This window comes from Curtobacterium sp. MCPF17_011 (genome assembly GCF_003234145.1).
In the GTDB taxonomy this organism is placed as follows: Bacteria; Actinomycetota; Actinomycetes; order Actinomycetales; family Microbacteriaceae; genus Curtobacterium.
The window spans coordinates 46080-72072 of the sequence record NZ_QKSK01000004.1 but is presented as its reverse complement, the minus strand read 5'-3'; the positions used below and the strand labels follow the sequence as shown (position 1 = coordinate 72072).

Sequence of the window (25993 nt, the reverse complement as noted above, 5' to 3'; positions counted from 1 at the left end):
CGCTCGACCGACCGAAGGCTCCCATGGACCAGTACTTCCTCATCATCATCGTCGTGGCGTTCGCGGCCTTCATGTTCTACAGCAGCCGCAAGCGCAAGAAGCAGCAGACGGAGACGGCCAGCCAGATGGTCCCGGGCGCACGCGTCATGCTGTCCTTCGGCCTGTACGGCACGCTCGTGTCGGTCGATGACGAGAAGGTCACGGCGGACGTCGAGATCGCGCCCGGCACCGTCATCACGGTGCACCGCCAGACGCTGTCCCGCGTCGTCCCGGAAGAGACCCCGGAGGCCGTGGACACGACCGTCACGACCGAGACGGAGTCGGACTCCCACGTCACCGAACTCAACGGCGAGCCGATCTACGGCGAGCGTGTCGAGGACGTCGACATCACGAAGCGCAAGACCGAAGACTGACCTCCGACGCCGCCGGCTGACCGGCGGTGCGACACCATGAGCCCCGTGCGTTGCGACGTGCGGGGCTCACGACAGAAAGACGAGACGACCGGTGGCACGATCGACACCCGTCAAGAAGGCGCTCCGCTCGCTCACCTGGTTGGTGATCCTCATCGCGGTCCTCGCGGGGTTGAACACCGCCGCATCGGTCCTCGCGAGCACCACCAAGGACGCCTCCGACAAGTGGTACGCCGGCGCGAGCTGGCTCCCCGAGCTGGCACTCGACCTGCAGGGTGGCACGCAGATCACCCTCGCGGCGCAGAGCACCGAGGGCTCGGCAGTCACCTCGCAGCAGCTGCAGCAGGCGGTGAACATCATCCGCCAGCGCATCGACGCCACCGGTGTCTCGGAGTCCGAGATCAACACCCAGGGCGCGAACAACATCGTCGTCTCGATCCCGGGTAAGCCGGACCAGCAGACGATCCAGCGCATCGAGGCCGCGGCGAAACTGACCTTCCGGCCGGTGCTCTACACCGAAGCAGCGTCGGACAGCGCCGTGGGGGACTCCGGCTCGGGGTCGTCCGCCTCGCCGACGCCGTACTCGCCGCCCGCATCGCTGCAGGCGACGCCGAGCGCGAAGCCGACGAACGGCAGTGACCTGGCCTGGGTGACGCCCAAGCTGCAGGACCTCTACACGAACTACAAGTGCACGGCTCCGGACGACGTCACGTCGGCTCCGGATGACGAGCCCCTGGTCACGTGCGACAACGACGGTGCGGCGAAGTACATCCTCGGCCCGGTCGAGGTGTCGGGTGCCGACATCAGCAACGCCACGTCGGGTCTCGCGTCGAACTCGCAGGGCACGACGACCGGCGAGTGGGCCGTCAACCTGTCCTTCAACGGGGCCGGCACGAAGGACTTCGGCTCGGTCACGAACCGCCTGGTCAAGCTCGCTCAGCCGCAGAACCAGTTCGCGATCGTCCTCGACGGCACCGTCATCACGGCACCGACGACGAACTCCGCGATCACCAACGGCAAGGCGCAGATCACCGGCAACTTCACCGCAGACTCGTCGAAGACCCTCGCCGACCAGCTGAAGTACGGCGCGCTGCCGATCAACTTCCAGGTCCAGTCGAACGAGGTCATCTCCTCGACGCTCGGCACCGCGCAGCTGGTCGGTGGCCTCGTCGCCGGTCTCATCGGTCTGATCCTCGTGGTCATCTACTCGGTCATCCAGTACCGGTCCCTGGCGTTCGTCACCGTCCTGTCGCTCGGTGTCGCCGCAGCGCTCACCTACCTGGTGATCGCGATCATGTCGTGGCGCGTCGACTACCGACTGTCGTTGGCGGGAGTCGCGGGTCTGATCGTGGCGATCGGCATCACGGCGGACTCGTTCATCGTGTACTTCGAGCGCATCCGGGACGAACTCCGTGACGGCCGAGCCCTCGAGAGCGCGGTCGAGTCCGGTTGGAAGCGTGCACTCCGCACGATCCTGGCGTCCGACTCGGTGAACTTCCTCGCCGCCGTGACCCTCTACGTGCTCGCGGTCAGCGACGTGAAGGGATTCGCGTTCACGCTGCTCCTCACCACCCTGATCGACGTCGTCGTGGTCGCGCTCTTCACGCACCCGATGATGCAGCTCATCGCCCGGACGCGTTTCTTCGGCGAAGGGCACCGCTTCAGCGGGCTCGACCCGGCAGCACTCGGTGCGGTGTACCGCGGCCGAGCGCAGTTCCGGGCCCCGATCGTGGACGGCAAGCGGCAGCGCAGTGCGCGTGAAGCCGCCCGCCGCCAGACCATCGCCGAGCGCAAGGCCGCCGGCACCGACAACGGCACGGGCAACGGCACCGGCAACGGGAAGGACAGCTGATGGCGAGCTTCAGCCAGTTCGGCAGCGACCTCTACACGGGCAAGCGGTCCTACGACATCGTCGGACGCCGGAAGACCTGGTACGTCATCGCGGTCGTGTGCATCGTGCTCTCACTCGCGATCCCGTGGCTGCGCGGCGGGTACCAGCTCGGCATCGAGTTCACCGGCGGCTCCGAGTTCACCATCTCCGACGCGAAGTCGACGGACCAGGGCCTCGCGACCGAGACGGTCGAACGCGTCGTCCCGGACGTCATCCCGCGCGTCTCGCAGCTCGGCCAGCACGGCATCCGCGTGCAGACCGGTCAGCTGACGACCGCCCAGACCGACGAGATCGCCTCCGAGCTCGCTTCGGCGTACGGGGTGCCGGACGACAAGGTCGCCGCGACCTTCATCGGTGCGACGTGGGGTGCCGACGTCCTGGCACAGGCGATCCGCGGTCTCGTGATCTTCCTGGCCCTGGCAGCAGTGTTCATGGCGCTGTACTTCCGCACCTGGAAGATGTCGCTCGCGGCGATGACCGCACTGATCCACGACCTCCTCATCACTGCGGGCGTCTACGGCATCGTCGGACTCGAGGTCACGCCGGCTGCGGTGATCGGCTTCCTCACCATCCTCGGGTACTCGCTGTACGACACCGTGGTGGTGTTCGACAAGGTGCGCGAGAACACGAGCATCGAGTCGATCCGCACGTTCAAGCAGTCGGTCAACCTGGCCGTGAACCAGACGCTGGTCCGATCCATCAACACCTCCATCGTCGCGCTCCTGCCCGTTGCGGCGATCCTGTTCATCGGGTCGTACGTGCTCGGTGCCGGAACGCTCCGGGACATCTCGCTCGCGCTGTTCATCGGCATCATCGTGGGGACGTACTCCACGATCTTCCTGGCCTCGCCGATGTACGCGCACCTCCGTGAGAAGGAGCCGAAGATCGTCGCGGCCGACGCGAAGAAGCAGCAGGCGGCCGCGAAGAAGCGTCCGGTCGAGGCCGGGGCGGAGGTCTGATGGCCGCCGCCGAGGTCGACCTCACCGAGGCGCTCGCGCGCCTGGAGGCCGGCGCACCGCTGATCGACGTGCGCGAGCAGTCCGAGTGGGACGAGGTGCATGCACCGCAGGCGACGCTGTTGCCGATGTCGGAGCTGCAGGCCCGTTGGGCCGAGGTCCCCGTCGACGACGAGCACCCCGCCGTGGTCGTGTGCCACAGCGGGTACCGCTCGGCGCAGGTGGTCGCGGCGCTCGAGCGCGCCGGCGTCCCCGCCGTCAGCCTGTCCGGCGGCATGGTCGCCTGGGAGCAGTCCGGCGCCCCGGTCGTCCGGCCCGGCACGGCCGCCGCCGCTGACGGCGAACGTGGTCACGAGCACTGACACGACACGCGTAGTGTTGTCGGATCGAGTCCCGGGAGGCGCAGCATGACCGACACGCGTGAGTCCTCGCAGCCGGATGCCGGCGCAGCCTCCCGGTCCGGCGGTGCTCCCGAGTCCAGCGGTGCGTCTCGGCCCGGCGACGGCTCGCGGCCGGGATCGGCACCGCGGCCGTCCAGTCCACCGCTCGGTGCGAACACGACGGGGAACCTCGGTTCACTCCGCTCCCTGTTGCCGCGGCTGTTCTCCCGCGCACAGCCCGCGGGTGCCGTCGACACCCTGATCCGCACCGTCCGGTCGCACCACCCCAAGGCGGACACGACGCTCATCGAGCGCGCGTACTCCGTCGCCGAACGCGCGCACGACGGGCAGAAGCGGAAGTCGGGCGAGCCGTACATCACCCACCCGGTGGCCGTGGCGCAGATCCTCGCCGACCTCGGCATCGGCACGATCACGATCGCGGCCGCGCTGCTGCACGACACGGTGGAGGACACCGACTACCAGCTGGACCAGTTGCGCGAGGACTTCGGCGACGAGATCGCGATGCTCGTCGACGGCGTCACGAAGCTCGACAAGGTCAAGTACGGCGACAGCGCCCAGGCCGAGACCGTCCGCAAGATGGTGATCGCGATGTCGAAGGACATCCGGGTACTCGTCATCAAGCTCGCCGACCGCCTGCACAACGCCCGCACGTGGGGTTTCGTGGAGTCCGCCTCCGCGTCGCGCAAGGCGAAGGAGACGCTCGAGATTTACGCGCCGCTCGCGCACCGCCTCGGCATCCAGATGATCAAGCTGGAGCTCGAGGACCTGTCCTTCGCCGTGCTCCACCCGAAGCTCTACGTCGAGATCGACAGCCTGGTCAAGGAGCGGCAGCCCAAGCGCGAGCAGTTCGTGCAGAGCGTCACCGGGACCCTCAAGAAGGACCTGAAGGCCGCCAAGATCCGGGGCGACGTCATGGGCCGCCCGAAGCAGTACTACTCGATCTACCAGAAGATGATCGTGCGGGGGCGCGAGTTCGACGAGATCTACGACCTGGTCGGCATCCGCGTCCTCGTCCCAACAGTCCGCGACTGCTACGCGATGCTCGGTGCGGTGCACGCGCGGTGGACGCCGCTGCCCGGTCGCTTCAAGGACTACATCGCGACGCCGAAGTTCAACCTGTACCAGTCGCTGCACACGACGGTCCTCGGGCCGCAGGGCCGCGCGGTCGAGATCCAGATCCGTACGCACGAGATGCACCAGCGTGCCGAGTTCGGTGTCGCCGCGCACTGGAAGTACAAGCAGCGCGTCACCGGGCGCGACGCCGAGAGCTCGAGCCAGTCCGACCAGGACATGGCGTGGCTCGCGCACATCACCGACTGGCAGGCAGAGACCAGCGACCCGGCCGAGTTCCTCGACTCGCTGCGGTACGAGATCGGTGCGAAGGAGACCTACGTCTTCACCCCGCAGGGCAAGGTCATCGGCCTGCCCGCCGGGGCCACCCCGGTCGACTTCGCCTACGCCGTGCACACCGAGATCGGGCACCGCACGATGGGCGCCAAGGTCAACGGCCGGCTGGTGCCCCTCGAGAGCGCGCTGTCGAGCGGTGACGTCGTCGAGATCTTCACGTCGAAGAACCCCGACTCCGGGCCGAGCCAGGACTGGCTGACCTTCGTCCGCAGTCCGCGAGCGCGGAACAAGATCAAGCAGTGGTTCACGAAGGAACGTCGCGAAGAGGCGATCGAGCAGGGTCGTGACGCGATCGCGCGGGCGATGCGGAAGCAGAACCTGCCGCTGCAGCGCATCATGAGCCAGGACACCATCTCCGAGGTGGCGTCGGCGATGCGGTACGACGACGTCGCTGCGCTCTACGCGGCTGTCGGCGAGGGCCACGTCTCCAGTCAGTCGGTCATCGAGAAGGCGCTCGGCAGCATCCAGACGGAGACCGAGACCGACGAGCCGGAACTCTCGTTCCCGCGTCACGTCACGAGCCGACAGCTGCGCAACAGCGACAGCGGCGTGCTCGTCCGCGGTGCGCCGGACATCCTCGTCAAGCTCGCGAAGTGCTGTACTCCTGTGCCGGGCGACCAGATCGTGGGCTTCATCACCCGCGGCCAGGGCGTCTCGGTGCACCAGGCGTCGTGCACGAACGTCAAGTCGCTGATGAACGAGCCGGACCGGATGATCGAGGTCGAGTGGGCCCCGTCGTCCAAGTCGGTGTTCCTCGTGCAGATCCAGATCGAGGCGCTCGACCGCTCCGGCCTGCTCAGCGACGTCACCCGGGTGCTCACCGACCACCACGTGAACATCCTGTCGGCCACCGTGTCGACGTCGTCCGATCGCCTGGCACTGTCGCGGTTCGTGTTCGAGATGGGCGACACCACGCACCTCGACCGCGTGTTGAACGCCGTCCGTCGCATCGATGCCGTGTACGACGTGTACCGGGTCAGCGCGGGCTGACCCGGGCAGTGCCGGTCAGGCCGGGCAGTGCCGGTCAGGCCGGGCTCCGATCGGTCCGGTCGAACCCGGTGTCGCGGAACCGCCGCTGCGCCTGCCGTCCCATCGGCGCCCGTTCCGCCCGCTCGAGGCAGCGTCCGACGGACGACGGGTCGAGGTTCGCGGCGACCACCAGTCCGCGGAGGGCTTCGGCGTCCCGCATGCCGAACCGACGTCGGACCCGGAGCAGGTCGAGGGCGGTCGCCTCGGGCGTGAGCACCCGCACCCCGGCGCACGTGGTGACGTCGTCGTCGTCCAGAGCGATCTCGCGCACGGTCGTCCATGCACCACGCCGACGGAACCGTTCGTCGGCGGGGACGCAGCCGTCGTGGGGGACGGGCGGGCGGGAGCACCCGCCCCAGATCCACGCGGCGCTCAGGCCGCCGGCGACGACCCGCGGATCGCCGACGCTCCACCCGTACGAGGCGGCACGGAGGGCAGCGTCCTGTGGTTCGGCGACCGACGCCCAGCAGGCGCCGACCGCGACGAGGTCACCGGCGAGGACGGCGGCGTGCAGTTCCGCCGCTGGCCAGTCGTCCGTGGTGACGAGGCGGGAGGAGGGCACGAGCACATGATCCCGTACCGGGCGTCACCGGGGACGCGGGTGTGGACAAGCGGTGGACCGGCTCGGGACCGGCGTCAGCGCAGGACGTCGGCCCGGTGCACGAGCGCCGCCGCGCCGATGAGCGGGCCGTCCTGCGACAGCCCGGTGGGCACGATCCGCACCTTCGTCACGAACGGGAACTCGACCCGCTCCGCCACGGCCTGTCGGGCGTACTCGAACAGGTCAGGGGAGACGTGTGAGAAACCGCCACCGATCGCCACGACCTCCAGGTCGACCAGGCTCGTCGCGGCCGCGATGGCCTGACCGAGCGCGCGACCGCTCCGCTTGACCGCGGCCACGGCGACCTCGTCCCCGGCCGCGTAGGCGGCCGCGAGCTCTTCGCCGGTGCTGCCGGCGAACCCCTGACGACGCGCCCAACCGACGGTCTTCGGGCCGCTGGCGACAGCCTCCAGGCAGCCGGTGCCACCGCAGGCGCAGGGGTCCTCGTACCCACCGCACTCGACGTGTCCGATGTGGCCGGCGTTGCCGGTCGGCCCGCTCACGGTCCGACCGTGCAGGATGAGCCCGCCACCGACGCCGGTGGAGACGATCATGCCCATCACGTGGTCAGAGCCCTGCGCGGCACCGACCCAGTGCTCGGCGAGCGTGATCGCGAGCCCGTCCATGCGCAGCGTCACCGGGACGCCATGCGGCACCTGGGCGGCGACGCGGTCGCGGAGCGGGTAGCCGCGCCAGACCGGCATGTTCAGCGGGGAGACCAGGCCGTTCTCCTCGTCGACCGGGCCTGCCGAGCCGATCCCGACGCCGACCAGGGTCGCGTCGTCCGGCAGGCTGGCGAGGGCCGCGACGACGACCTCGTCGACCGCGGCCTGCAGCTCCTCGGACGTGCGCCCGGGGCCGGTCGGGCTGCGGTGCCGGGTGGCGGGCAGGACGACGCCCTGGTCGGTGACCAGCGCGGCCTCGACCTTCGTGCCGCCGAGGTCGACGGCGAGGGCCAGGTTCGAGGACTCGGACGAGGTCGTGGTGCTGGACATGCGCACTCCGGTGTGGCGGTCGGGAGGCCCGGCAGCGGTCCGGGACGTGTCGTCACGTCCGGACGCGGCCGGCCAGGTGAGGTCGGTCGGGGGAGAGGGGCTCAGTAGGACGAGGTGTCGTCGCCGCGATCCGAGGCCGCACCGGTGGCGACGCGGTGCGCGACCTCGTCGAGGATGCGAGCGGAGGCGCTGGTGCCGATACGGTTCGCGCCGGCCCGGACCATCTCGAGCAGGGTGTCGAGGCCGCGGACGCCGCCGGAGGCCTTCACACCGGTGTCGGGACCAACGGTCTCGCGCATCAGACGGATGTGCTCGGCGGTCGCGCCACCACCGGCGAAGCCGGTCGAGGTCTTGACGAACGCGGCACCACCGGCGACGGCGGCACGGCTGGCGGCGACGATCTCGTCGTCGGTGAGGTACGCGGTCTCGAGGATGACCTTGACGACGGTGTCCCCGGCGGCATCGACGACGGCGCGGACGTCACGCTCGACGCGCTGCCAGTCACCGGACTTCGCGGCGCCGATGTCCTGCACCATGTCGAGCTCGAAGGCCCCGTCGGCGAGGGCCTGCAGCGACTCGGCGACCTTGGCCGCGGTCGAGGTGGTGCCGTGCGGGAAGCCGATCACGGTGCCGACGCCCACCCCGGTGCCCTGCAGGCGCTCGACGGCGTGCAGGACGTCACCCGGACGGACGCACACGCTGAACACGCGGTGCGCGGCGGCCTCGTCGAGCTGCGCATCGACCTCGGAGCGGCTCAGCTCGGGCTTGAGGACCGCGTGGTCGATGAGTCGACGCACGGCATCAGCAGTGACGGCTTCGGTGTTGTCGGGGAGCGCTGCGTTGTCCACCCGGCAAGCCTACAAGCAGGCGTGAGGCGTACCGTGCGGAGCATGCGCGTCCTCGTCACCGGGGCCACCGGGTACATCGGTGGTCGACTGGTCCCCAGACTCCTCGATGCCGGGCACGACGTCCGGGTGCTCGTCCGCAACCCACGGAAGCTCCAGGACGTCCCCTGGGCGGACCGGGTGACCGTCGCCGAGGGGGACCTGCAGGACGCCGACGCCGTCGCCGGCGCCGTCGACGGGATCGAGGCGGTCTACTACCTCGCCCACGCCATGGGAGCGGACGGCGACTTCGAGCAGGCCGAGCGCGACGCCGCCCAGACCATGGCCCGTGTCGGTCACGAGGCCGGAGTGCAGCGGTTCGTGTACCTCGGCGGTCTGCACCCGGACGGCGACCTCAGCAAGCACCTGCGCAGCCGGAAAGAGGTCGGGGAGATCCTCCTCGGCTCCGGTGTGCCGACCGTCGCGCTGCAGGCCGGCGTCGTCATCGGTTCAGGCAGCACGTCGTTCGAGATGATCCGTCACCTGACGGACGTCCTGCCGTGGATGCCCGCGCCGCGCTGGGTGCGGAACCACATCCAGCCCATCGCCGTTCGCGACGTCCTCTACTACCTGGTCGAAGCACTCACGATCCCCGCCGACGTCAACCGCACGTTCGACATCGGCGGGCCGGACGTGCTCCGGTACGGGCAGATGCTCAACGGCTACGCGGTCGAGGCGAAGCTGCCGCAGCGGCCGATCACGGTCCTCCCGGTCCTCACCCCGCGACTGGCGGCGCACTGGTTCAACGTCGTGACGCCGATCCCGCGGAAGCTCGCGACCCCGATCATCGAGTCGCTGCAGTTCGAGTGCGTCCAGCGCGAACACGACATCGACGACGTCATCCCGCCGCCGGAGGGCGGACTCACCTCGTACCGCCGAGCGGTCCGGCTCGCGCTGGCGAAGATGCGCAAGGGCGACGTCGAGACGAGCTGGCGGAACGCGACGCTCTCGAGCGGGTCGGCCGATCCGCTGCCGAGCGACCCGGACTGGGCAGGCCACACCGTCTACGTCGACGACCGCAAGCGGCACTCGTCCGCCCCGCCGGAGGCCGTGTGGAGCGTCGTCGAGTCGATCGGGGGCGAGAACGGGTGGTACTCCTTCCCGCTCGCCTGGGTCGCGCGCGGTTGGCTCGACAAGATCGCCGGTGGTGTCGGCCTGAACCGCGGCCGTCGCGACCCGAAGCGTCTCGAGCAGGGTGACGCGCTGGACTGGTGGCGCGTCGAGCGGCTGGTACGCGGTCGGTACCTGCGCCTCCGGGCCGAGTTCAAGTCGCCGGGCCGCGCCTGGCTCGAGATGACCGTCACCCCGTCGGACGACGGCGGCAGCGACTACCACCAGCGAGCGATCTACTTCCCCCAGGGCCTTGCCGGGCGGCTCTACTGGTACGGCATCCTGCCGTTCCACGGGGTGATCTTCCCCGGCATGGTCGAGCGGATCACCGCCCGGGCGGAACGGGAGGCGCACCGCACGGACTCGACGCAGCGCAACTCCACGTACCAGAATGACGACGCGCAGCCAGCGCACGAGGAGGCGGCATGAGTGACGACGGCACGGACGGCGGCAGCACGGGCGGCGACCGCTCGGACGGCGGCGGTGTCCTGTTCCTGGGTGACAGCATCACCGCGGGCGGCGCATGGGAGCAGTGGCTGCCGGACGAACGGACGATCAACCTCGGCGTCGACGGCGACACCACCGATGGCGTCCTGGCACGCCTGGACGAGGTCGTGCAGGCCGCACCCGAGGTCATCGTCCTCCTGATCGGCACGAACGACTTCGGCCACCACCGTGCCAGCGCCGAGCACGTCGTGCGGAACGTCGAGTCCGCCCTGGTGAGCCTCCGTCGTGCGCTGCCGGGCGTCCGACTGCTGCTGGTGTCGATCCTTCCGCGGCAGGCCGAGTACACGCAGAAGATCGAGCAGGCGAACCGGCACCTCCGCCAGTTCGTCGCCACCTGCCACGCCCAGTACCTCGACGTCTGGCCTGCCCTGGCCGACGGGGACCACCTCGACGAGCGGTTCACCGACGACGGGTTGCACCTCGACGAGGACGGGTATCGCGCCTACGTCGCCGAGCTCGTTCCGGCGCTCGAGCGTGTCCGTGAGTTGCCGCCGATGTCCCGGCCGATCTCGCTGGCGGACCTGCGCGACGCCCAGGACCGATGACGGGACGGAAGGGACGGCCGGCGATCGGGTCCTCGCAGCAGGCGACCTCGTCTCCGAAGGCGTCGTCGCGCCAGGCGTCGTCGCAGTCCAGGGCTGCTCGCCCGTCTCCCGGCGCCACTCGCAGGAGCGGGTCGGACCGCGACGGACGGACCCTGCCGGACTTCACCCGGCCGGCCCTCGCACCGTCGCTCCTCGCGGCCGTGGTGCTCTTGGCCTGCGTGGCGTTCCTCGACTCCTCGGCGTTCGTGTTCGCGCGATGGGGCGTCACGGTGCTGGCACTCATCGTCCTGGTGTTCGCGATCCGCGGACGCGTCTGGTGGGCGGCAGTCCTCACGGCCGCCGTCGCCGTCTGCTGGAACCCCGTCGTGGTGCTCCCGATCGCGGGGCAGCTGTGGGCGGCGCTGCAGCTCGTGGCGGCGGCGCTCTTCATCGTCGTCGGGATCGCGGTCAAGGTCCCGCGCTCGGCGGACTGACGCCGCGCCTCCCGGTAAGATCGCACATGCTGTGCATCGAGTACGGCGGCGTGACCTGGAAGGCATGGATGAGCAACGAGACCGAGCCGGTGACCGAGAGTCCTCTGCTGACCCCTCGACCGTCCTCCGGCGGTCTCGACCGTCCTGACGTCGTCCTCCGCAAGGGACGCCTCACTCTCATCAACGGGCACCTCACGCCCCAGCAGTCGATGATCGAGGACCTGCTGTTCCTCGACGACGCCCTCACCGCCGGCGACGTCGACCACCTGCTCATCCGCGGGAACGACCAGCGTCCGGTCATCGCCGTCGACGAGCGCGACCGCCAGCGGGCCGAGAGCGCCGTGATGGACGCCGCCGCCGGCGAGCCGTTCTACGCGAAGCCGCCGGGCAAGGCCGCCCTGCTCGTCGTCGACGACGGCTTCGGAGCGGCCGACGAGCCCGTCCTCCGCCTGTTCCGTCCGCGCCTCGAGCCGATGGGCCGCCTGCGGTACGGCGCCGAGACGAGTGTGCAGCTCGAGTTCTGGCGTGTCACCGAGACCGAGGTCCTGGCGCCCGTCGAGAACGCCCTGATGCGACGCAGCCTGCCGATCGAGGAGTTCGTCCTCGTCGACATCGAGCGCTACGGACGCGGCTGGTCGACCGTCGAGCACATGTTCGACGACCACGTCTCCGACATCCGGTTCCCCATCGACATCGTCTTCTCGTGGGTGGACGGCAACGCGATCGAGTACCAGCGCGCCCGTCAGGCCGCGCAGGCGAACGCCGTCCTGGGGGAGGGCGACGACGCCCCTGCCCGCTTCCGGCAGATCAACGAACTGAAGTACGCGCTCCGGTCGGTCCACATCTTCGCGCCCTGGATCCGGCGCATCTACATCGCGACCGACTCTCCGGCTCCCGAGTGGCTGGCTGACCACCCGAAGGTGCGCATCGTCCGCAGCGAGGAGTTCTTCGCCGACCCCTCGGTCCTGCCGACCCACAACTCGCAGGCCGTCGAGGCGCAGCTGCACCACATCCCGGGGCTCAGCGAGCACTTCATCTACTCGAACGACGACATGTTCTTCGGGCGCCAGGTCGACCCGTCGATGTTCTTCAGCCCGGGATCGGTGACGAAGTTCATCCTCGCGACCACCCGGATCGGGCTCGGGACGAACAACCCGGCACGCAGCGGGTTCGAGAACTCGGCACGGGTGAACCGGAAGCTCCTGCAGCAGCGGTTCGGCGCGGTCACCACGCGACACCTGGAGCATGCCGCCACGCCGCTGCGGAAGAGCATCATGACCGAGATGGAGCACGAGTTCGCGGCGGAGTTCGCCGCGACCGCCGGCTCCCGGTTCCGTGCGGCGGACAACATCTCCGTGACGAACTCGCTCTACCATTACTACGCGCTGCTCACGGGACGGGCGATCATCCAGGAGAACGCGACCGTCGGGTACATCGACACGACGATGGAAGCGGGGCTCCGGGAGCTCGACGAGCTGTTGAAGAAGCGGAACGTCGACATGTTCTGCCTGAACGACGGCAGCTTCCCGGAGGTGAGCGACGAGGAGCGTACCGAGCGGGTCACCGACTTCCTCGAGCGCTACTTCCCCTTCCCGGCCCCGTGGGAGCGACCGGGCGCTTAGGACGCGCCAGCGGCCTTCCCGGTCGCTCCGGGCGAGCCTGCGAGCACGGCGCCGGAGCCCAGCCACTTCCTGAGGGGCGCTCCGGGCGAGCCTGCGAGCACGGCCGGACCCCAGCCATCCCCGGAGCGTCGCTCCGGGCGAGCCTGCGAGCACGGCGCCGGACCTCAGCCAGCTCCTGAGTCGTGCTCAGGGCGAGCACGGGGCCGGGGCCCAGCAATCTCGTGGGCCCGCTCCGTGCACGGCCTCCAGGCGCCCACCCACGCCCTCACCGGTGGATCGGGGACACCGGTACCGAGTCGAGGGTGAACACCGGCATGGAGGCCGTGACGGGTGCCGGCTCGACGGCTGTCGGGATGACGACCCCGGCAGCAGCGAGGCGCGCTTCGACCTCGACGGAGGACACGGGTTCGCCGACCGTCGCGTAGGTGCCGATCGGGACGACCGAGTGCACGACCTGGTGTCCGTAGACGTGCATGAGGTTGAACGACTGGGCGCCGTCCCGTCCACGGGTGCCGCCCTGGAACTCGTTGAGGTCCTGCGTGTAGCAGGTGGCGCTCGCGACGGAAACGGGGATGCCCGCGAACACGGCGCTCGTCGAGTAGTGCAGGTGCCCGGCGATGATGGTCAGGATGTCGCTGCCCTCGACCACTTCGGCGAGAGCCGGCTGGTCGCGGAGCTCCACGAGGACGGTGAGGTCCTGGACACTCGGGACGGGCGGGTGGTGCATCGCGAGGATCGTGCCGTGCGGTGCTGCTTCGGAGAGGACCTCGGCGAGCCAGTCGAGCTGTTCCGGGGAGACCTCGCCGTGGTGGTGTCCGGGGACGCTCGTGTCGAGGGTGATGATGCGGAGACCGTTGACGTCGTAGACGAAGTCGACGGGACGGTCGGTGGGCTGCAAGCCGAAGAGCTCTTGCCGGAAGGCGCCGCGTTCGTCGTGGTTGCCCATGGCCCAGATGACCTGGGCGCCGAGGCGTTCGGCGGCGGGTTCGATGATGTCTCGGACCTTGACGTAGGCACCTGGTTCCCCCTTATCCGCGACGTCGCCCGTGATGATGATCGCTTCGGGGCGTGCTCCGGAGGCTTCGATCTCGGCGATGATCTGGCCGAGCCGTGCGGTGGAGTCGACGGCTCCGTAGAGCGCGCCGTCGCCGGCGATGAGGTGGGTGTCGCTGAGGTGGAGCAGGAAGTGGTTCGGCCTGGGGTGTTCGGCCGTCCGGGCGTCCATCGGTCTCTTCTTCCGTTGGCAGCGGGTGCGTGGTGCAACACAGTGCCACACCGTCCTCGACGATTCCAGCACCCACGTCTGAACGCCCCGTGAACCGGGGCGGCGTGTCCGATGTCCGCGGGGTGATGCGAACGCGAACACCCCCCGACCACGAAGTGGACGAGGGGTGTTCGCGTTCTTGCCGAGGAGACTAGTGCGTGCCGGCACCGACCTGCGGCGCCTGGTGGGTCCCCTCGAGGTCGGGACCGTGGTGCGCCGCATGTGCGGCTTCGAGTTCGTTCTTCGACACCGGCTCGATGCGGTCTTCGAAGAAGAAGCGGGAGGCGCGTGCACGAGCCTTCTGCAACGACGTGATGCGACCACGGGAGTCCGGGCGGATCATCAGCGGCTTGTAGTCGTTGAACTCCAGCAGGCGCCACCGCTCGTACTCGTCGAGCTGCTCGTGCACCTCGATGTACTCACCGTGCGGCAGTCGGACGATGCGGCCCGACTCGTACCCGTGCAGGACGATCTCGCGGTCCTTCTTCTGCAGTGCGAGGCAGACACGCTTGGTGATCCAGAAGGCCACGAACGGACCGAGGACCGTCGTTGCCTGGAGCACGTGGATCACGTGGTTGATCGACACCATGAAGTGGGTCGCGATGAGGTCGGACGACGCCGCGGTGAACAGCGCACCGTAGAGCGTGATGCCGGCGACGCCGAGAGCGGTCCGGGTCGGGGCATTGCGCGGGCGGTCGGCGATGTGGTGCTCGCGCTCGTCTCCCGTGACCCAGGCCTCGATGAAGGGGTACACGAAGATCGCGATGATGAGCCCCATGAGGACCGCGATCGGAACGAGGATGTTGAACGAGATCGTGTAGCTGAACCAGTTGACCTCCCAGTGCGGTGGCACCAGACGAAGCGCACCGTCCGCGAAGCCGATGTACCAGTCAGGCTGGGTACCGGCGGACACGGGGGAGGGGTCGTACGGGCCGTAGTTCCAGATCGGGTTGATCGTGAAGAACGACGCGATGGCAGCGAGGATGCCCGCGACGATGAAGAAGAAGCCACCGGCCTTCGCGGCGAACGCCGGCAGGATCGGGACGCCCACGACGTTGTCGTTGGTCTTGCCCGGGCCCGCGTACTGGGTGTGCTTGTTGATCACGACGAGCACGAGGTGGACACCGAGCACTGCGACGAGGATCGCCGGCAGCAGCAGGATGTGCAGCGTGTAGAGACGGCCGACGATGTCGGTGCCGGGGAACTCGCCGCCGAAGAGCAGGTAGGCGATCCAGACACCGATGACCGGCACACCCTCGATCATGCCGACGATGATGCGCAGACCGTTGCCGGACAGCAGGTCGTCGGGGAGCGAGTACCCGGTGAAGCCCTCGGCCATGGCGAGGACCCAGAGCACGAAGCCGAAGACCCAGTTGAGCTCACGCGGCTTGCGGAACGCGCCGGTGAAGAAGACGCGCGCCATGTGGAGCATGACGGAGGCCACGAACAGCAGGGCCGCCCAGTGGTGGATCTGTCGGACGAACAGGCCGCCGCGGATCTCGAAGGAGATGTTGAGCGTGGACTGCAGAGCGGCCGACATCTCGACGCCCTTGAGCGGGACGTAGGGACCGTTGTAGACGACCTCGGTCATCGACGCCTGGAAGAAGAACGTCAGGAAGGTCCCGGAGAGCAGGACGACGACGAAGCTGTAGAGCGCCACCTCACCGAGCATGAAGCTCCAGTGGTCGGGGAAGATCTTGCGACCGACCTCCTTCACCAGTCCGGAGATGCTCGTGCGCTCGTCGATGTAGTTCGCGGTGTAGTTGATCAGGCGCGAACCACGGTCAGGAGCCGGCTTGTTCGCCGACTCGGTGGTGGGGGTGGTGGTCGTTGTGCTGCTCATGAGCGGGCACGCTCCCAGAAGGACGGGCCGACCGGCTCGTGGAAGTCGCTCTGTGCGACCAGGTAGCCGTCGTCATCGACCGAGATCGGAAGTTGGGGAAGGGGGCGGGCCGCCGGTCCGAAGATGACCTCGCAGTTGTTCGAGACATCGAAGGTGGACTGGTGGCACGGGCACAGCAAGTGGTGCGTCTGCTGCTCGTAGAGCGCGACCGGGCATCCGACGTGGGTGCAGATCTTGGAGTAGGCGACGATGCCGTCGTAGCCCCAGTTCTCGTGGCCCTTGGCCGGGTTGAGGTCCTTCGGGTCCAGGCGCATCAGCAGGACTGCCGCCTTGGCCTTCTCTTCGAGCATGTGCTCGGAGTCGAGCATGCCCTCGGGGATGACGTGGAAGACCGAACCGATGGTGACATCGGACGCCTTGATCGGCAGACCCGTCGGGTCCTTGGTGAGGCGGAGGCCCGACTTCCAGAAGGTGTGACGGAGCAGCTCGTTCGGGTCTTCCTTCGGCGCGAGGTCGCGCACCAGGACGATGCCGGGCAGGGGGAAGGCCACCAGGGCACCGATGAGTGAGTTCCGGATCAGCTTGCGACGGCTGAACCCGGACTCCTTGTCGGCGAGCTGGAACGCTTCGACCGCCTTGGCGCGGGTCGCGTCGGAGCCGCGCGTGGTGTGGCGCATCTCGGTGATCTCGCGGTCGGAGACGAGCGTCTTCGACCAGTAGACGGCACCGATGCCCAGCGCGAGCAGGGCGAGCGTGATGGCGAGCCCGAGGAAGAGGTTCGCGGTGCGGACCGAGCCGAAGTCGTCGGAGTCGATCGGGAAGGCGATGTACGCCGCGATCGAAAGGACGCTCGCGACGATCGACACGTAGAAGAACGTGGCGACCTGGCGCTCGGCCAGACGCTGCTTCTTCGGGTCGACGTCCGTACGGCGGCCACGGTGCGGCGGCTCACCCGGGTTCTCGAACGGGTCGTGCGGCAGGACCGCGGTCCCGACCGGCTGGTTCGCGTCGTGCCTCTCGACAGCCGAGGACGAGTTCAGTGCCTCGTCGTCGTGCTCTGCCATGGTGTTCCCTTCAGTGTCGTGCGACACGGACGATCAGTTGGTCTTCGCGGTCAGCCAGACGGTCATCGCGACGACCGCGCCGAGTCCGAAGATCCAGATGAACAGACCCTCGGCGACCGGGCCGAGGTCTCCCAGGGCGAAACCGCCGGGAGACTTGTTGTCCTGCACGTACTTCAGGTACGTGATGACGTCGGCCTTCTGGTCCGGGGTCAGGTTCAGGTCGTTGAACACCGGCATGTTCTGCGGGCCGGTGAGCATCGCCTCGTAGATGTGTTTGCCGGACACGTCGCGCAGGTTCGGTGCGTACTTGCCCTCGGTCAGCGCGCCACCGGCACCGGCGACGTTGTGGCACATCGCGCAGTTGATGCGGAAGAGCTCGGCACCTTCGGCAGCGTCACCCTCTGCGCCGTCGGTGAGCTTCGACGACGGGACCGACGGGCCCGGGCCGAGGGAGGCGACGTAGGCCGCCATGGCGTCGACCTGCTGGTCCGTGAACTGCTCGGGCTTCTCTTCACCCTGCGGGCCCTGGGCGGCGAGCGGCATGCGGCCGGTCCCGACCTGGAAGTCGACCGCTGCCGAGCCGACACCGATGAGGGACGGGCCTTCGCTGGTGCCCTGTGCCGACAGCCCGTGGCACGTGGCGCAGTTCGACGCGAAGAGCTTCTGACCCTCGTTGACCTGGGACTGGCTGGATGCGGCCAGCGTGGTGTTAGTGCTGTCGTCGGCGTTGGCCGACGTGCTGAACAGTGCGTACGCACCACCGGTCGTCATGAGGGCGACGGCGAGCAGGGACACGGTCGCCAGGGGGGAGCGACGGCCCTTCTTGTTCTTCTTCGATGTGTTGAACATGCTGTGGGGCTGCCTGATTCTCACTTGAGGAGGTAGATGACGGCGAAGAGACCGATCCACACGACGTCGACGAAGTGCCAGTAGTACGACACCACGATCGCGGTGGTGGCTTCCTTGTGCCCGAAGTTCTTCGCGGCGAACCCACGCCCGAGCGTGAGGAGGAAGGCGATGAGACCGCCGGTCACGTGCAGACCGTGGAAGCCGGTGGTCATGTAGAACGCGGAGCCGTAGGCGCTCGAGGAGAGCGTCATGCCCTCGTGCCAGAGGTTGGCGTACTCGAAGATCTGCCCACAGACGAAGATCGCGCCCATGCAGTAGGTGACGAAGAACCACTCCGTCATGCCCCAGTCCTTGGGGTTCCAGCTGGTCCGGTGCACCTGGAACCGCTCGGCGGCGAAGACCGCGAACTGGCAGGCGAAGCTCGACAGCACCAGGACGATGGTGTTCACCGATGCGAACGGCACCTCGAGCTTGGCGCTCTCGGTTGCCCAGAGCTCGGGGGAGGTGCTTCGCAGCGTGAAGTAGATCGCGAACAGGCCGGCGAAGAACATGACCTCGCTGCCCAGCCACACGATCGTCCCCACGGCAACGGGGTTCGGCCTGTTCAGGACCGGACCGCTGACGGATCTGGAGAGAGGGGTGCTTGTCACGTCTTCCATTATGGCGGAAACCCCCGACAGTGTTTTCGCAGGCAACTGGCGGGTCCTCCAGAATCAGTACGATCGAGCCATGTCTGACGCACTCTCCTGGCCCTCGGTGATCAGCGCGCTCATGGCGCGCGAGGACCTCTCGATCAGGCAGTCCACATGGGCCATGGAGCAGATCGTGCAGGGCAAGGCGACCTCCGCCCAGATCGCCGCCTTCGCCGTGGCCCTCCGCGCGAAGGGCGAGACGGTCGACGAGGTCGTCGGTTTCCGGGACGCGATCCTCGACGCCGCCGTGCCGCTCGACGTCGACCCGATGGCCCTCGACATCGTCGGGACGGGCGGGGACGTCGTCGGCACCGTCAACATCTCGACCATGGCCGCGATCGTCATCGCCGCGGCGGGTGTGCCCGTCGTCAAGCACGGCAACCGGGCGAGCTCGTCCAAGTCCGGGTCGAGTGACGTGCTCGCCGCCCTCGGCCTCGACCTCACGATGGACGCCGCGCGTGTCGCCGAGACGTTCCGGCGTGTCGGTCTGACCTTCGCGTTCGCCAGCGCGTTCCACCCCGGATTCGCCCACGCAGGCCCGGTACGCCGCGAGATCGGCGTACCGACGGTGTTCAACTTCCTCGGCCCGCTGGTCAACCCGGCGCGCTGCGAGGCGAACGCCGTGGGCGTGGCGCAGCTCGAACTCGTGCCGATCATCACCGGCGTGTTCCAGACCCGGGGTGCGACCGCGCTCGTGTTCCGCGGCGACGACGGACTCGACGAACTCACCACCACCGGCCACAGCCACATCTGGGAGGTGTCCGGCGGGCGGATCACCGAGCACGACCTGGACCCGCGCGACCTGGGCATCGCCCGCGCCCGGATCGAGGACCTGCTCGGCGGCGAGCCGGCGGAGAACGCGGCGATCGTCCGGACGGTGCTGGCCGGCGAGACCGGACCGGTGCGCGACATCGTCCTGCTGAACGCGGCGGCCGGCCTGGTGTCCTTCCGTCTCGCGCAGGACCCGACCGAGGCCGACCGTCCGATCCTGCAGCGCTTCCGCGAGCAGCTGGTCGTCGCGTCGGGTTCGATCGACTCCGGCGCCGCCACGCGCAAACTGGACGAGTGGGTCGGCGTGGCCCCCGCCTCCGGCCCGGCCTGAGACGCCGGCGCCGACGCGGGACGCCGCCGAGTACCCGAGACGCCGAGGCGCCTCGGCAGGAGGCGCACACGCACGCACACGCAACGACGGGAGGCCCGTACCGGTTCTGCGGAACCGGTACGGCCTCCCGTCTGGAGCGGTCAGGCGACCCGCGTCAGCGGACGTCCTCGTCGACCCAGTCGAAGGTCTTCGTGACGGCCTTCTTCCAGAGGCGGAGGGTGCGCTCACGCTCGGCGGCGTCGAGCTGGGGCTCCCAGCGCTTGTCCTCCTGCCAGTTGGCGCGGAGCTCGTCGAGGTTGGCCCAGAACCCGACGGCCAGGCCGGCGGCGTAGGCGGCACCGAGCGCCGTGGTCTCGGCGACCACCGGGCGGACCACGGGGACGTCGAGGATGTCGGCCTGGAACTGCATGAGCGCGTCGTTGGCGGTCATGCCGCCGTCGACCTTGAGCTCCGTGAGCTCGACGCCGGAGTCGGCGTTGACGGCGTCCAGGACCTCGCGGGTCTGGAGTGCCGTCGCCTCGAGGGCCGCACGGGCGATGTGCCCCTTGTTGACGTACCGGGTGAGGCCGACGAGCGCCCCGCGGGCGTCCGGACGCCAGTACGGCGCGAAGAGCCCCGAGAAGGCCGGGACGAAGTAGACGCCGCCGTTGTCCTCGACCGTGGTGGCGAGGGTCTCGACCTCGGGCGCGCTGCCGATGATGCCGAGGTTGTCGCGGAGCCACTGGATGAGCGAGCCGGTGACGGCGATGGAACCCTCGAGCGCGTAGTGCGTCTCCTGGTCGCCGAGCTTGTACCCGACGGTGGTGAGCAGCCCGTTCTCCGAGCGGACGATGTCCGTGCCCGTGTTGAAGATGAGGAAGTTACCGGTGCCGTAGGTGTTCTTCGACTCGCCCTGGTCGAACGCCGCCTGGCCGAAGGTCGCCGCCTGCTGGTCACCCAGGATGCCGGCGATCGGGACCTCGCGGAGGAGGCTCGAGGACTCGACGTGGCCGTAGACCTCGGAGGAGCTGACGATCTCCGGGAGCATCGACTTGGGCACACCGAAGTCAGCGAGGATGTCGTCGCGCCACTGCAGCGTCTCGAGGTCCATGAACAGGGTGCGCGAGGCGTTCGTGACGTCGGTCTTGTGGACGCCGCCGTCCGTGCCACCGGTCAGGTTCCAGAGGACCCAGGTGTCGGTGGTGCCGAAGAGCAGGTCGCCGGCCTCGGCCTTCGCACGGGCACCCTCGACGTTCTCGAGGATCCAGGCGATCTTCGTGCCGGAGAAGTACGTCGCCAGGGGCAGGCCGACGATGGCCTTGTAGCGGTCGGTGTCACCGTCGGCGAGCTTGTCGACGATGGACTGGGTGCGGGTGTCCTGCCAGACGATGGCGTTGTAGACCGCCTTGCCGGTGGTGCGGTCCCACACGACCGCGGTCTCGCGCTGGTTCGTGATGCCGACCGCTGCGACGTCGTGGCGGGTGATGTCGGCACGGGACAGGGCCTGGCCGATGACCTCACGGGTGTTGTCCCAGATCTCGGCCGGGTCGTGCTCGACCCAACCGGCGCGCGGGAAGATCTGCTCGTGTTCCTTCTGACCGACGGAGACGATCGACCCGGAGTGGTCGAAGACGATCGCTCGCGTGCTGGTCGTGCCCTGGTCGATGGCGACGATGTAGTCAGCCATTGGTGCTCCTTACGACGGTGTTCGGTGCTGCGGTCGGGACGGGTCGACCCGGCCGCGGGGGTTCGGGTGGTGCAGCGCGGGGCGGCCGCGCGGGTGGGTGGGACGCGGCCGCCACGAGGGAGGTGCAGCGTGGCGGCCGCGTCGGTGGTGCAGAGGTGCTGGTGGTCCGGTGACTACGCCATCGGGAGCAGCGCGCCGGAGAGGATCGCGGCGAGTGCGCCACCGACGAGCGGGCCGACGACCGGGACCCAGGCGTAGGACCAGTCGCTGGTGCCCTTGCCCTTGATCGGCAGGAGGGCGTGCGCGATGCGCGGGCCGAGGTCACGTGCCGGGTTGATCGCGTAGCCGGTGGGGCCACCGAGCGAGACACCGATCGCGATCACGAGGAACGCGACCGGGATGGCGCCGAGTTCGGACGGGGTCTTGCCGTTCGTGAAGGCGAGGACCACGAACACGAGGACGAAGGTGCCGATGATCTCGGTCACCAGGTTCCACCCGTAGTTGCGGATCGCGGGGCCGGTGGAGAAGACGCCGAGCTTCGCCGCGGCGTCGGGCTCCTCGTCGAAGTGCTGCTTGTAGGCGAGCCAGACGATGACGGCACCGATGATCGCGCCGATGAGCTGCGCGAGCCAGAAGAGGAACATCTCGCCGACCGAGATGTTGCCGATGATGGCCTGCGCGAGGCTGACCGCCGGGTTCAGCTGTCCACCGGACTTGTACGACACGGTGACGCCGGCGAAGACCGCGAAGCCCCAACCGATCGTGACCATGAGGAAGCCTGCGCCGAAGCCCTTGGACTTCGTGAGCGAGACCGCGGCGACCACGCCGCCACCCAGGATGATGAGCATCGCCGTGCCGACGAGCTCAGACAGGAATTTGACGCCGATGTCGTCCACCGGTACCTCCGATTTGCTGTGGTCGGGGGCCCCGGCTGAGCACCGGCACTCCCCGTCGAGTGATTGAGCCCGAGCATAGTGCTGGGAATTTCCGGAGGGCGATGGACTCGAACCGCAATCCCGCGAAAGTGAACGGACGTGCACGGGTCCTGGATGCCGAGAGTCGCGGCGACCGGGTCGGAGGGTAGGGCCGGTGCACGAACGTGCACAACGGCGGCACACGTGCCCGCAACTGCCCCTGGTGAGGACACCTCACGGCGGTACAGTGAGCCGAACTCCGGACGACGTCGGCGGTGTGCAGGCGATGGACCCGTGCCGGACATCCGTGTCGTACCCGTGGCACGACCTCGTCACACTCCCGGAGGCGCAGCATGAAGAAGCTCATCAACGACCCGCAGGACGTCGTCATCGAGACCGTCCGGGGGTTCGCCCTCGCCCACGCCGAGCACGTCGTGCTCGTCGAGGACCCGGTCCACCTGTACCGCCGTGACGCCCCGGTGTCGGGCAAGGTCGGCATCGTGAGTGGTGGCGGCAGCGGACACGAGCCCCTGCACGCCGGCTTCGTCGGGTACGGCATGCTCGACGCCGCCGTCCCGGGCCCCGTGTTCACCAGCCCGACGCCCGACCCGATCGTGGCCGCCACCAAGGCCGTCGACGGGGGAGCGGGCGTCCTCCACATCGTGAAGAACTACACCGGGGACGTCCTGAACTTCGAGACCGCCGCCGAACTCGCCGCGATGGACGACGTCCGGGTCGAGAGCGTCGTGGTGGACGACGACGTCGCCGTGCAGGACTCGCTCTTCACCGCCGGTCGTCGCGGGGTCGCCGGCACCGTCGTGGTGGAGAAGTGTGCGGGTGCCGCCGCCGAACGTGGCGACGACCTGGACGCCGTCGCGGCCGTGGCCCGCCACGTCAACGAGGTGACGCGGTCCATGGGGCTCGCGCTGGCCTCTGGCACCGTCCCGCACGCCGGGGAGCCGTCCTTCACGCTGGCCGACGACGAAGCCGAGCTGGGCATCGGCATCCACGGCGAGCCCGGTCGGGAGCGGATCCCGATGGCACCGGCCGACGAACTGGTCGACCGGGTGCTCGAGCCGATCCTGACCGACCTGCACGCACCGGCCGGGGCGCAACTGCTCCTGCTCGTCAACGGTATGGGCGGGACGCCGCAGTCCGAGCTCTACATCGCCTACCGACGGGCCGCCGAGGTCCTCTCGGACCGCGGCTACACCGTCGCGCGTAGCCTGGTCGGCAACTACGTCACCTCCCTCGAGATGCAGGGGTTCTCGCTCACCGTCACGGTGCTCGACGACGACCTCACGGCACTCTGGGACGCGCCGGTGGAGACGCCGTCGCTCCGCTGGGGACGCTGACACCGCACGACGACTCCGCTCACGACGCCGACCCCCCGGTCGGCCGCACGAAGGGACACACCTTGTCGCTCGACACCGCCTGGGCCATCGACTGGGTCCGCCGCACCGCCGCCACCATCGACGAGCACCGGGCGGAGCTGATCACGCTCGACCGCGAGATCGGCGACGGCGACCACGGTGAGAACCTCGACCGGGGGTTCCGCGCGGTGGTCGTCGCGCTCGACGACGCGGATCTCGAGACCCCGGGTGCGGTGTTCAAGCTCGTCGCGACGAAGCTCATCTCCACCGTGGGCGGCGCGGCCGGTCCGCTGTTCGGTACGGCGTACCTCAAGGCGGCCCAGGCAGCAGGCGACGCCACCGAGCTCGACGCCGACACGCTGGTCGCCGTCCTGACCGCCGCCCGCGACGGCGTCGTCTCCCGCGGCAAGGCCGAGGTCGGCGACAAGACGATGATCGACGCGTGGACGCCGGCCGTCGACGCCGCAGCCGCAGCCGCCGCCGCGGGGGAGACCCCGCAACGGGTGCTCGCGGCCGCGGCCGACGCCGCAGCGAACGGTGCCGAATCGACCGACGAGCTGGTCGCCCGGAAGGGCCGCGCGAGCTACCTCGGCGACCGCGCGGTCGGGCACCGTGACCCCGGCGCCCAGTCGAGCGCCTACGTCCTCCGTGCCGCCGTGGACGCGGCATGAGCGTCGGCATCCTGGTCGTCTCGCACAGCGCCGCCGTCGCGCAGGGCACGGTGGACATCGCACGACAGATGGCCGGCGACGTGCAACTCCTCGCGGCCGGGGGGACCGAGGAGGGCGGCATCGGCACCTCGTTCGAGGCGATCACCGCCGGCATCGAACAGCTCGCCGGGACCGACGGCGTCGTCGTGCTGTGCGACCTCGGGTCGGCCTACCTGACGACGGACACGGCGCTCGACTTCCTGGACGACGAGCTGCGTGCCCGCGTGCACGTCTCGGACGCCCCGCTCGTCGAGGGGACCGTCGCGGCGGCCGTCGCCGCCCAGACCGGGGGCGACGTCGACGCGGTCCTCGCGGCCGCTGCGAGCGCATCCGGGACCACGATCGGGACCGGCGCCGGTGCGGACGACGCGGCGACGGGCCTCCCGGGAGGCACGCCGCCCGTCTCCGACGCCGGTGCGGCCGACGGGACCAACGTGACCGCCACCGTCGAGCTCGTCAACGCGTCGGGCCTGCACGCCCGTCCCGCTGCGGAGTTCGTGAAGACGGCCGCGAAGCACGACGCCTCGGTCCGGGTGAACGGGGTCGACGCGAAGAGCCTGCTCGCGATCATGGCGCTCGCGCTGCCGAAGGGCGCGACGGTGACGATCGAGGCGTCCGGCCCCGACGCCCGCGACGCGGTCGACGCCCTGGCGGACCTGGTCCGTTCCGGCTTCGGCGAGTAGTCCCTCCCGCAACACGCACCGTCGGCGGATCCTCGCAGCGGTACTGCTCGCGCGGGGCCGCCGACGTTGCGTTCCGCGGGAGGTCAGACGCGCTGGAGGCCCGTGACCCGAAGCAGGTCGAGTCGCGAGGCGTCGTCACTGCCGGGCACCACGGTGTAGACGACGATCCGCAGGTCGCTGCCCGGCACGGAGAGGGTGTCGCAGTCGACCTCGATCGGGCCGACCGGGGTCTGCAGGGTCTTCCGGCTGGTCCGGTGCTCGGCGATCCGCGCCTCGCCCCAGCGCCGTTCGAACTCGGGACTCGCCGACCGCAGGTCCCGCACCAGCTCGGCGAGGCGCCGGTCGTCCGGGTAGCGGCCGAAGGCAGTGCGGAGGTCGGCGGCGAGGTCGGACGCGAACGCCTCGGCGTGCTCGTCGTCGAACTCCACGCCGGCGTGCCCGTCGGTGAAGAACTGCCAGACGAGGTTCGCGGAACGACCCTGCCACCGGTCGCCGTCCCCCGTCGCGGCAGCCCACAGGTCGTTGCGGTACAGCAGGTCGTGACTGGCGGTGAAGACGGCGAGTGGCACGTCCGTCAACCGGTCGACGATCCGCTGAACTCCCGGTGTGATGTGCCGGGGGACGAGCCCGCGCGTCGGGGGAGCGGCACCGGCGACGCGGAACAGGTGGTCGCGCTCCTGCTCGGTCAGGCGGAGCGCGGTGGCCAGAGCGGCGAGCAGCTGCGGTGACGGGTTCGTCGCGCGGCCCTGTTCGAGCCGCACGACGTAGTCGACGCTGACCCCGGCGAGGGCGGCCAGTTCCTCACGTCGAAGGCCCGCGGTGCGTCGTCCGGGGCCAGCGGGCAGGCCGACCTCGGCTGGGGTGACCCGGTCGCGCCAGGACCGCAGGACGTCGGCGAACTCGCTCATGCACACATCCTCGCGCGCTTCGGCCAGCGGACCGTGGTACTGCCAGTCCCAGGGTCCGTGGGACAGCACGTCGAGCGGGGCCTGGGGGACGGCG

The 25993-nt window shown here is 69.4% G+C and carries 24 protein-coding genes; 13 read left to right on the top strand and 11 right to left on the bottom strand.

Features of this window, described 5'->3' with window-relative positions; genetic code table 11:
- Positions 1–23: 23 nt before the first annotated feature.
- The 5 genes from yajC (at position 24) to DEJ25_RS06340 (ending at position 6055) form a co-directional block, all read left to right on the top strand.
- Positions 24–413 carry a preprotein translocase subunit YajC gene (yajC, locus tag DEJ25_RS06360; protein ID WP_110902309.1) on the top strand — a complete coding sequence of 130 codons (390 nt, stop codon included), beginning with the start codon at positions 24–26 and terminating at the stop codon, positions 411–413.
- A 91-nt stretch (positions 414–504) separates the two neighbouring features.
- On the top strand, positions 505–2262 hold the full coding sequence (secD, locus tag DEJ25_RS06355; protein WP_110902308.1) for a protein translocase subunit SecD: 1758 nt from the start codon (positions 505–507) through the stop codon (positions 2260–2262).
- A complete protein-coding gene (gene secF / locus DEJ25_RS06350) occupies positions 2262–3260 on the top strand; it encodes a protein translocase subunit SecF (RefSeq protein ID WP_110902307.1) in 999 nt (332 codons plus the stop codon). The genes secD and secF overlap by 1 nt, the downstream gene beginning before the upstream one ends.
- Positions 3260–3619 carry a rhodanese-like domain-containing protein gene (locus DEJ25_RS06345; RefSeq protein WP_110902306.1) on the top strand — a complete coding sequence of 120 codons (360 nt, stop codon included), beginning with the start codon at positions 3260–3262 and terminating at the stop codon, positions 3617–3619. Before secF ends, DEJ25_RS06345 begins: the two co-directional genes overlap by 1 nt.
- A 45-nt stretch (positions 3620–3664) precedes the next feature.
- Positions 3665–6055, top strand: a complete 2391-nt coding sequence (locus tag DEJ25_RS06340; protein ID WP_258366061.1) for a bifunctional (p)ppGpp synthetase/guanosine-3',5'-bis(diphosphate) 3'-pyrophosphohydrolase — start codon at positions 3665–3667, stop codon at positions 6053–6055.
- A 34-nt stretch (positions 6056–6089) separates the two neighbouring features.
- On the opposite strand, the gene DEJ25_RS06335 is transcribed toward DEJ25_RS06340, so the two are convergent.
- The 3 genes from DEJ25_RS06335 to deoC form a co-directional block, all read right to left on the bottom strand.
- Entirely contained in the window at positions 6090–6656 is a 567-nt protein-coding gene (locus DEJ25_RS06335) for a type IV toxin-antitoxin system AbiEi family antitoxin (RefSeq protein WP_181421455.1), read from the bottom strand.
- Between the two features lie 74 nt (positions 6657–6730).
- The gene (locus tag DEJ25_RS06330) at positions 6731–7690 is read right to left on the bottom strand and encodes an ROK family protein (RefSeq protein WP_111044147.1); all 960 of its coding nucleotides are present in this window, start codon (positions 7688–7690) and stop codon (positions 6731–6733) included.
- Positions 7691–7791: 101 nt separating this feature from the next.
- The gene (gene deoC / locus DEJ25_RS06325; protein WP_258366435.1) at positions 7792–8538 is read right to left on the bottom strand and encodes a deoxyribose-phosphate aldolase; all 747 of its coding nucleotides are present in this window, start codon (positions 8536–8538) and stop codon (positions 7792–7794) included.
- A 42-nt stretch (positions 8539–8580) separates the two neighbouring features.
- Here deoC and DEJ25_RS06320 point away from each other — a divergent pair, with 42 nt between their 5' ends.
- Genes DEJ25_RS06320 through DEJ25_RS06305 form a run of 4 tightly spaced genes read left to right on the top strand, consistent with a single transcriptional unit; the run spans position 8581 to position 12831 of the window.
- Positions 8581–10113: an SDR family oxidoreductase gene (locus tag DEJ25_RS06320; RefSeq protein ID WP_111044146.1), complete on the top strand. Its 1533-nt coding sequence runs from the start codon at positions 8581–8583 to the stop codon at positions 10111–10113.
- Positions 10110–10736 (top strand): GDSL-type esterase/lipase family protein, encoded by a 627-nt coding sequence (locus DEJ25_RS06315; RefSeq protein WP_110902302.1) that lies wholly within the window; start codon positions 10110–10112, stop codon positions 10734–10736. Before DEJ25_RS06320 ends, DEJ25_RS06315 begins: the two co-directional genes overlap by 4 nt.
- A complete protein-coding gene (locus tag DEJ25_RS06310; protein ID WP_181421454.1) occupies positions 10733–11209 on the top strand; it encodes a DUF6804 family protein in 477 nt (158 codons plus the stop codon). Before DEJ25_RS06315 ends, DEJ25_RS06310 begins: the two co-directional genes overlap by 4 nt.
- Positions 11210–11235: 26 nt before the next feature.
- Complete coding sequence (locus DEJ25_RS06305; protein WP_258366063.1) at positions 11236–12831, top strand: stealth conserved region 3 domain-containing protein; 1596 nt, start codon at positions 11236–11238, stop codon at positions 12829–12831.
- A gap of 265 nt (positions 12832–13096) precedes the next feature.
- Here the strand turns inward: DEJ25_RS06305 and DEJ25_RS06300 are convergent, their stop codons facing one another.
- The 5 genes from DEJ25_RS06300 to DEJ25_RS06280 form a co-directional block, all read right to left on the bottom strand.
- A complete protein-coding gene (locus DEJ25_RS06300) occupies positions 13097–14056 on the bottom strand; it encodes a phosphodiesterase (protein WP_111044145.1) in 960 nt (319 codons plus the stop codon).
- Positions 14057–14246: 190 nt separating this feature from the next.
- Positions 14247–15938 carry a cytochrome bc complex cytochrome b subunit gene (locus DEJ25_RS06295; protein ID WP_111044144.1) on the bottom strand — a complete coding sequence of 564 codons (1692 nt, stop codon included), beginning with the start codon at positions 15936–15938 and terminating at the stop codon, positions 14247–14249.
- Positions 15935–17002, bottom strand: coding sequence for a ubiquinol-cytochrome c reductase iron-sulfur subunit (locus DEJ25_RS06290; RefSeq protein ID WP_110902299.1), 1068 nt, complete (start codon positions 17000–17002; stop codon positions 15935–15937). Before DEJ25_RS06290 ends, DEJ25_RS06295 begins: the two co-directional genes overlap by 4 nt.
- Positions 17003–17035: 33 nt before the next feature.
- Positions 17036–17851 (bottom strand): cytochrome c, encoded by an 816-nt coding sequence (locus DEJ25_RS06285; RefSeq protein WP_110902298.1) that lies wholly within the window; start codon positions 17849–17851, stop codon positions 17036–17038.
- 20 nt (positions 17852–17871) lie between these two features.
- Positions 17872–18510, bottom strand: a complete 639-nt coding sequence (locus DEJ25_RS06280) for a heme-copper oxidase subunit III (protein ID WP_110902297.1) — start codon at positions 18508–18510, stop codon at positions 17872–17874.
- A gap of 70 nt (positions 18511–18580) precedes the next feature.
- Here DEJ25_RS06280 and trpD point away from each other — a divergent pair, with 70 nt between their 5' ends.
- Entirely contained in the window at positions 18581–19645 is a 1065-nt protein-coding gene (trpD, locus tag DEJ25_RS06275) for an anthranilate phosphoribosyltransferase (RefSeq protein ID WP_110902296.1), read from the top strand.
- 154 nt (positions 19646–19799) lie between these two features.
- Here trpD and glpK read toward each other — a convergent pair whose 3' ends face one another.
- Positions 19800–21311: a glycerol kinase GlpK gene (gene glpK, locus DEJ25_RS06270; RefSeq protein WP_110902295.1), complete on the bottom strand. Its 1512-nt coding sequence runs from the start codon at positions 21309–21311 to the stop codon at positions 19800–19802.
- A gap of 173 nt (positions 21312–21484) precedes the next feature.
- Positions 21485–22159 carry an MIP/aquaporin family protein gene (locus tag DEJ25_RS06265; protein ID WP_375334544.1) on the bottom strand — a complete coding sequence of 225 codons (675 nt, stop codon included), beginning with the start codon at positions 22157–22159 and terminating at the stop codon, positions 21485–21487.
- Between the two features lie 419 nt (positions 22160–22578).
- On the opposite strand from DEJ25_RS06265, the gene dhaK reads away from it, so the two are divergent.
- From dhaK to dhaM, 3 genes are all read left to right on the top strand, one after another.
- Positions 22579–23580, top strand: coding sequence for a dihydroxyacetone kinase subunit DhaK (dhaK, locus tag DEJ25_RS06260; RefSeq protein WP_111044143.1), 1002 nt, complete (start codon positions 22579–22581; stop codon positions 23578–23580).
- A 62-nt stretch (positions 23581–23642) separates the two neighbouring features.
- On the top strand, positions 23643–24269 hold the full coding sequence (gene dhaL / locus DEJ25_RS06255) for a dihydroxyacetone kinase subunit DhaL (protein WP_110902292.1): 627 nt from the start codon (positions 23643–23645) through the stop codon (positions 24267–24269).
- A complete protein-coding gene (dhaM, locus tag DEJ25_RS06250; RefSeq protein WP_111044142.1) occupies positions 24266–24991 on the top strand; it encodes a dihydroxyacetone kinase phosphoryl donor subunit DhaM in 726 nt (241 codons plus the stop codon). The genes dhaL and dhaM overlap by 4 nt, the downstream gene beginning before the upstream one ends.
- Positions 24992–25074: 83 nt before the next feature.
- Here dhaM and DEJ25_RS06245 read toward each other — a convergent pair whose 3' ends face one another.
- Entirely contained in the window at positions 25075–25899 is an 825-nt protein-coding gene (locus tag DEJ25_RS06245) for a helix-turn-helix domain-containing protein (RefSeq protein ID WP_111044277.1), read from the bottom strand.
- Positions 25900–25993 lie beyond the last annotated feature (94 nt).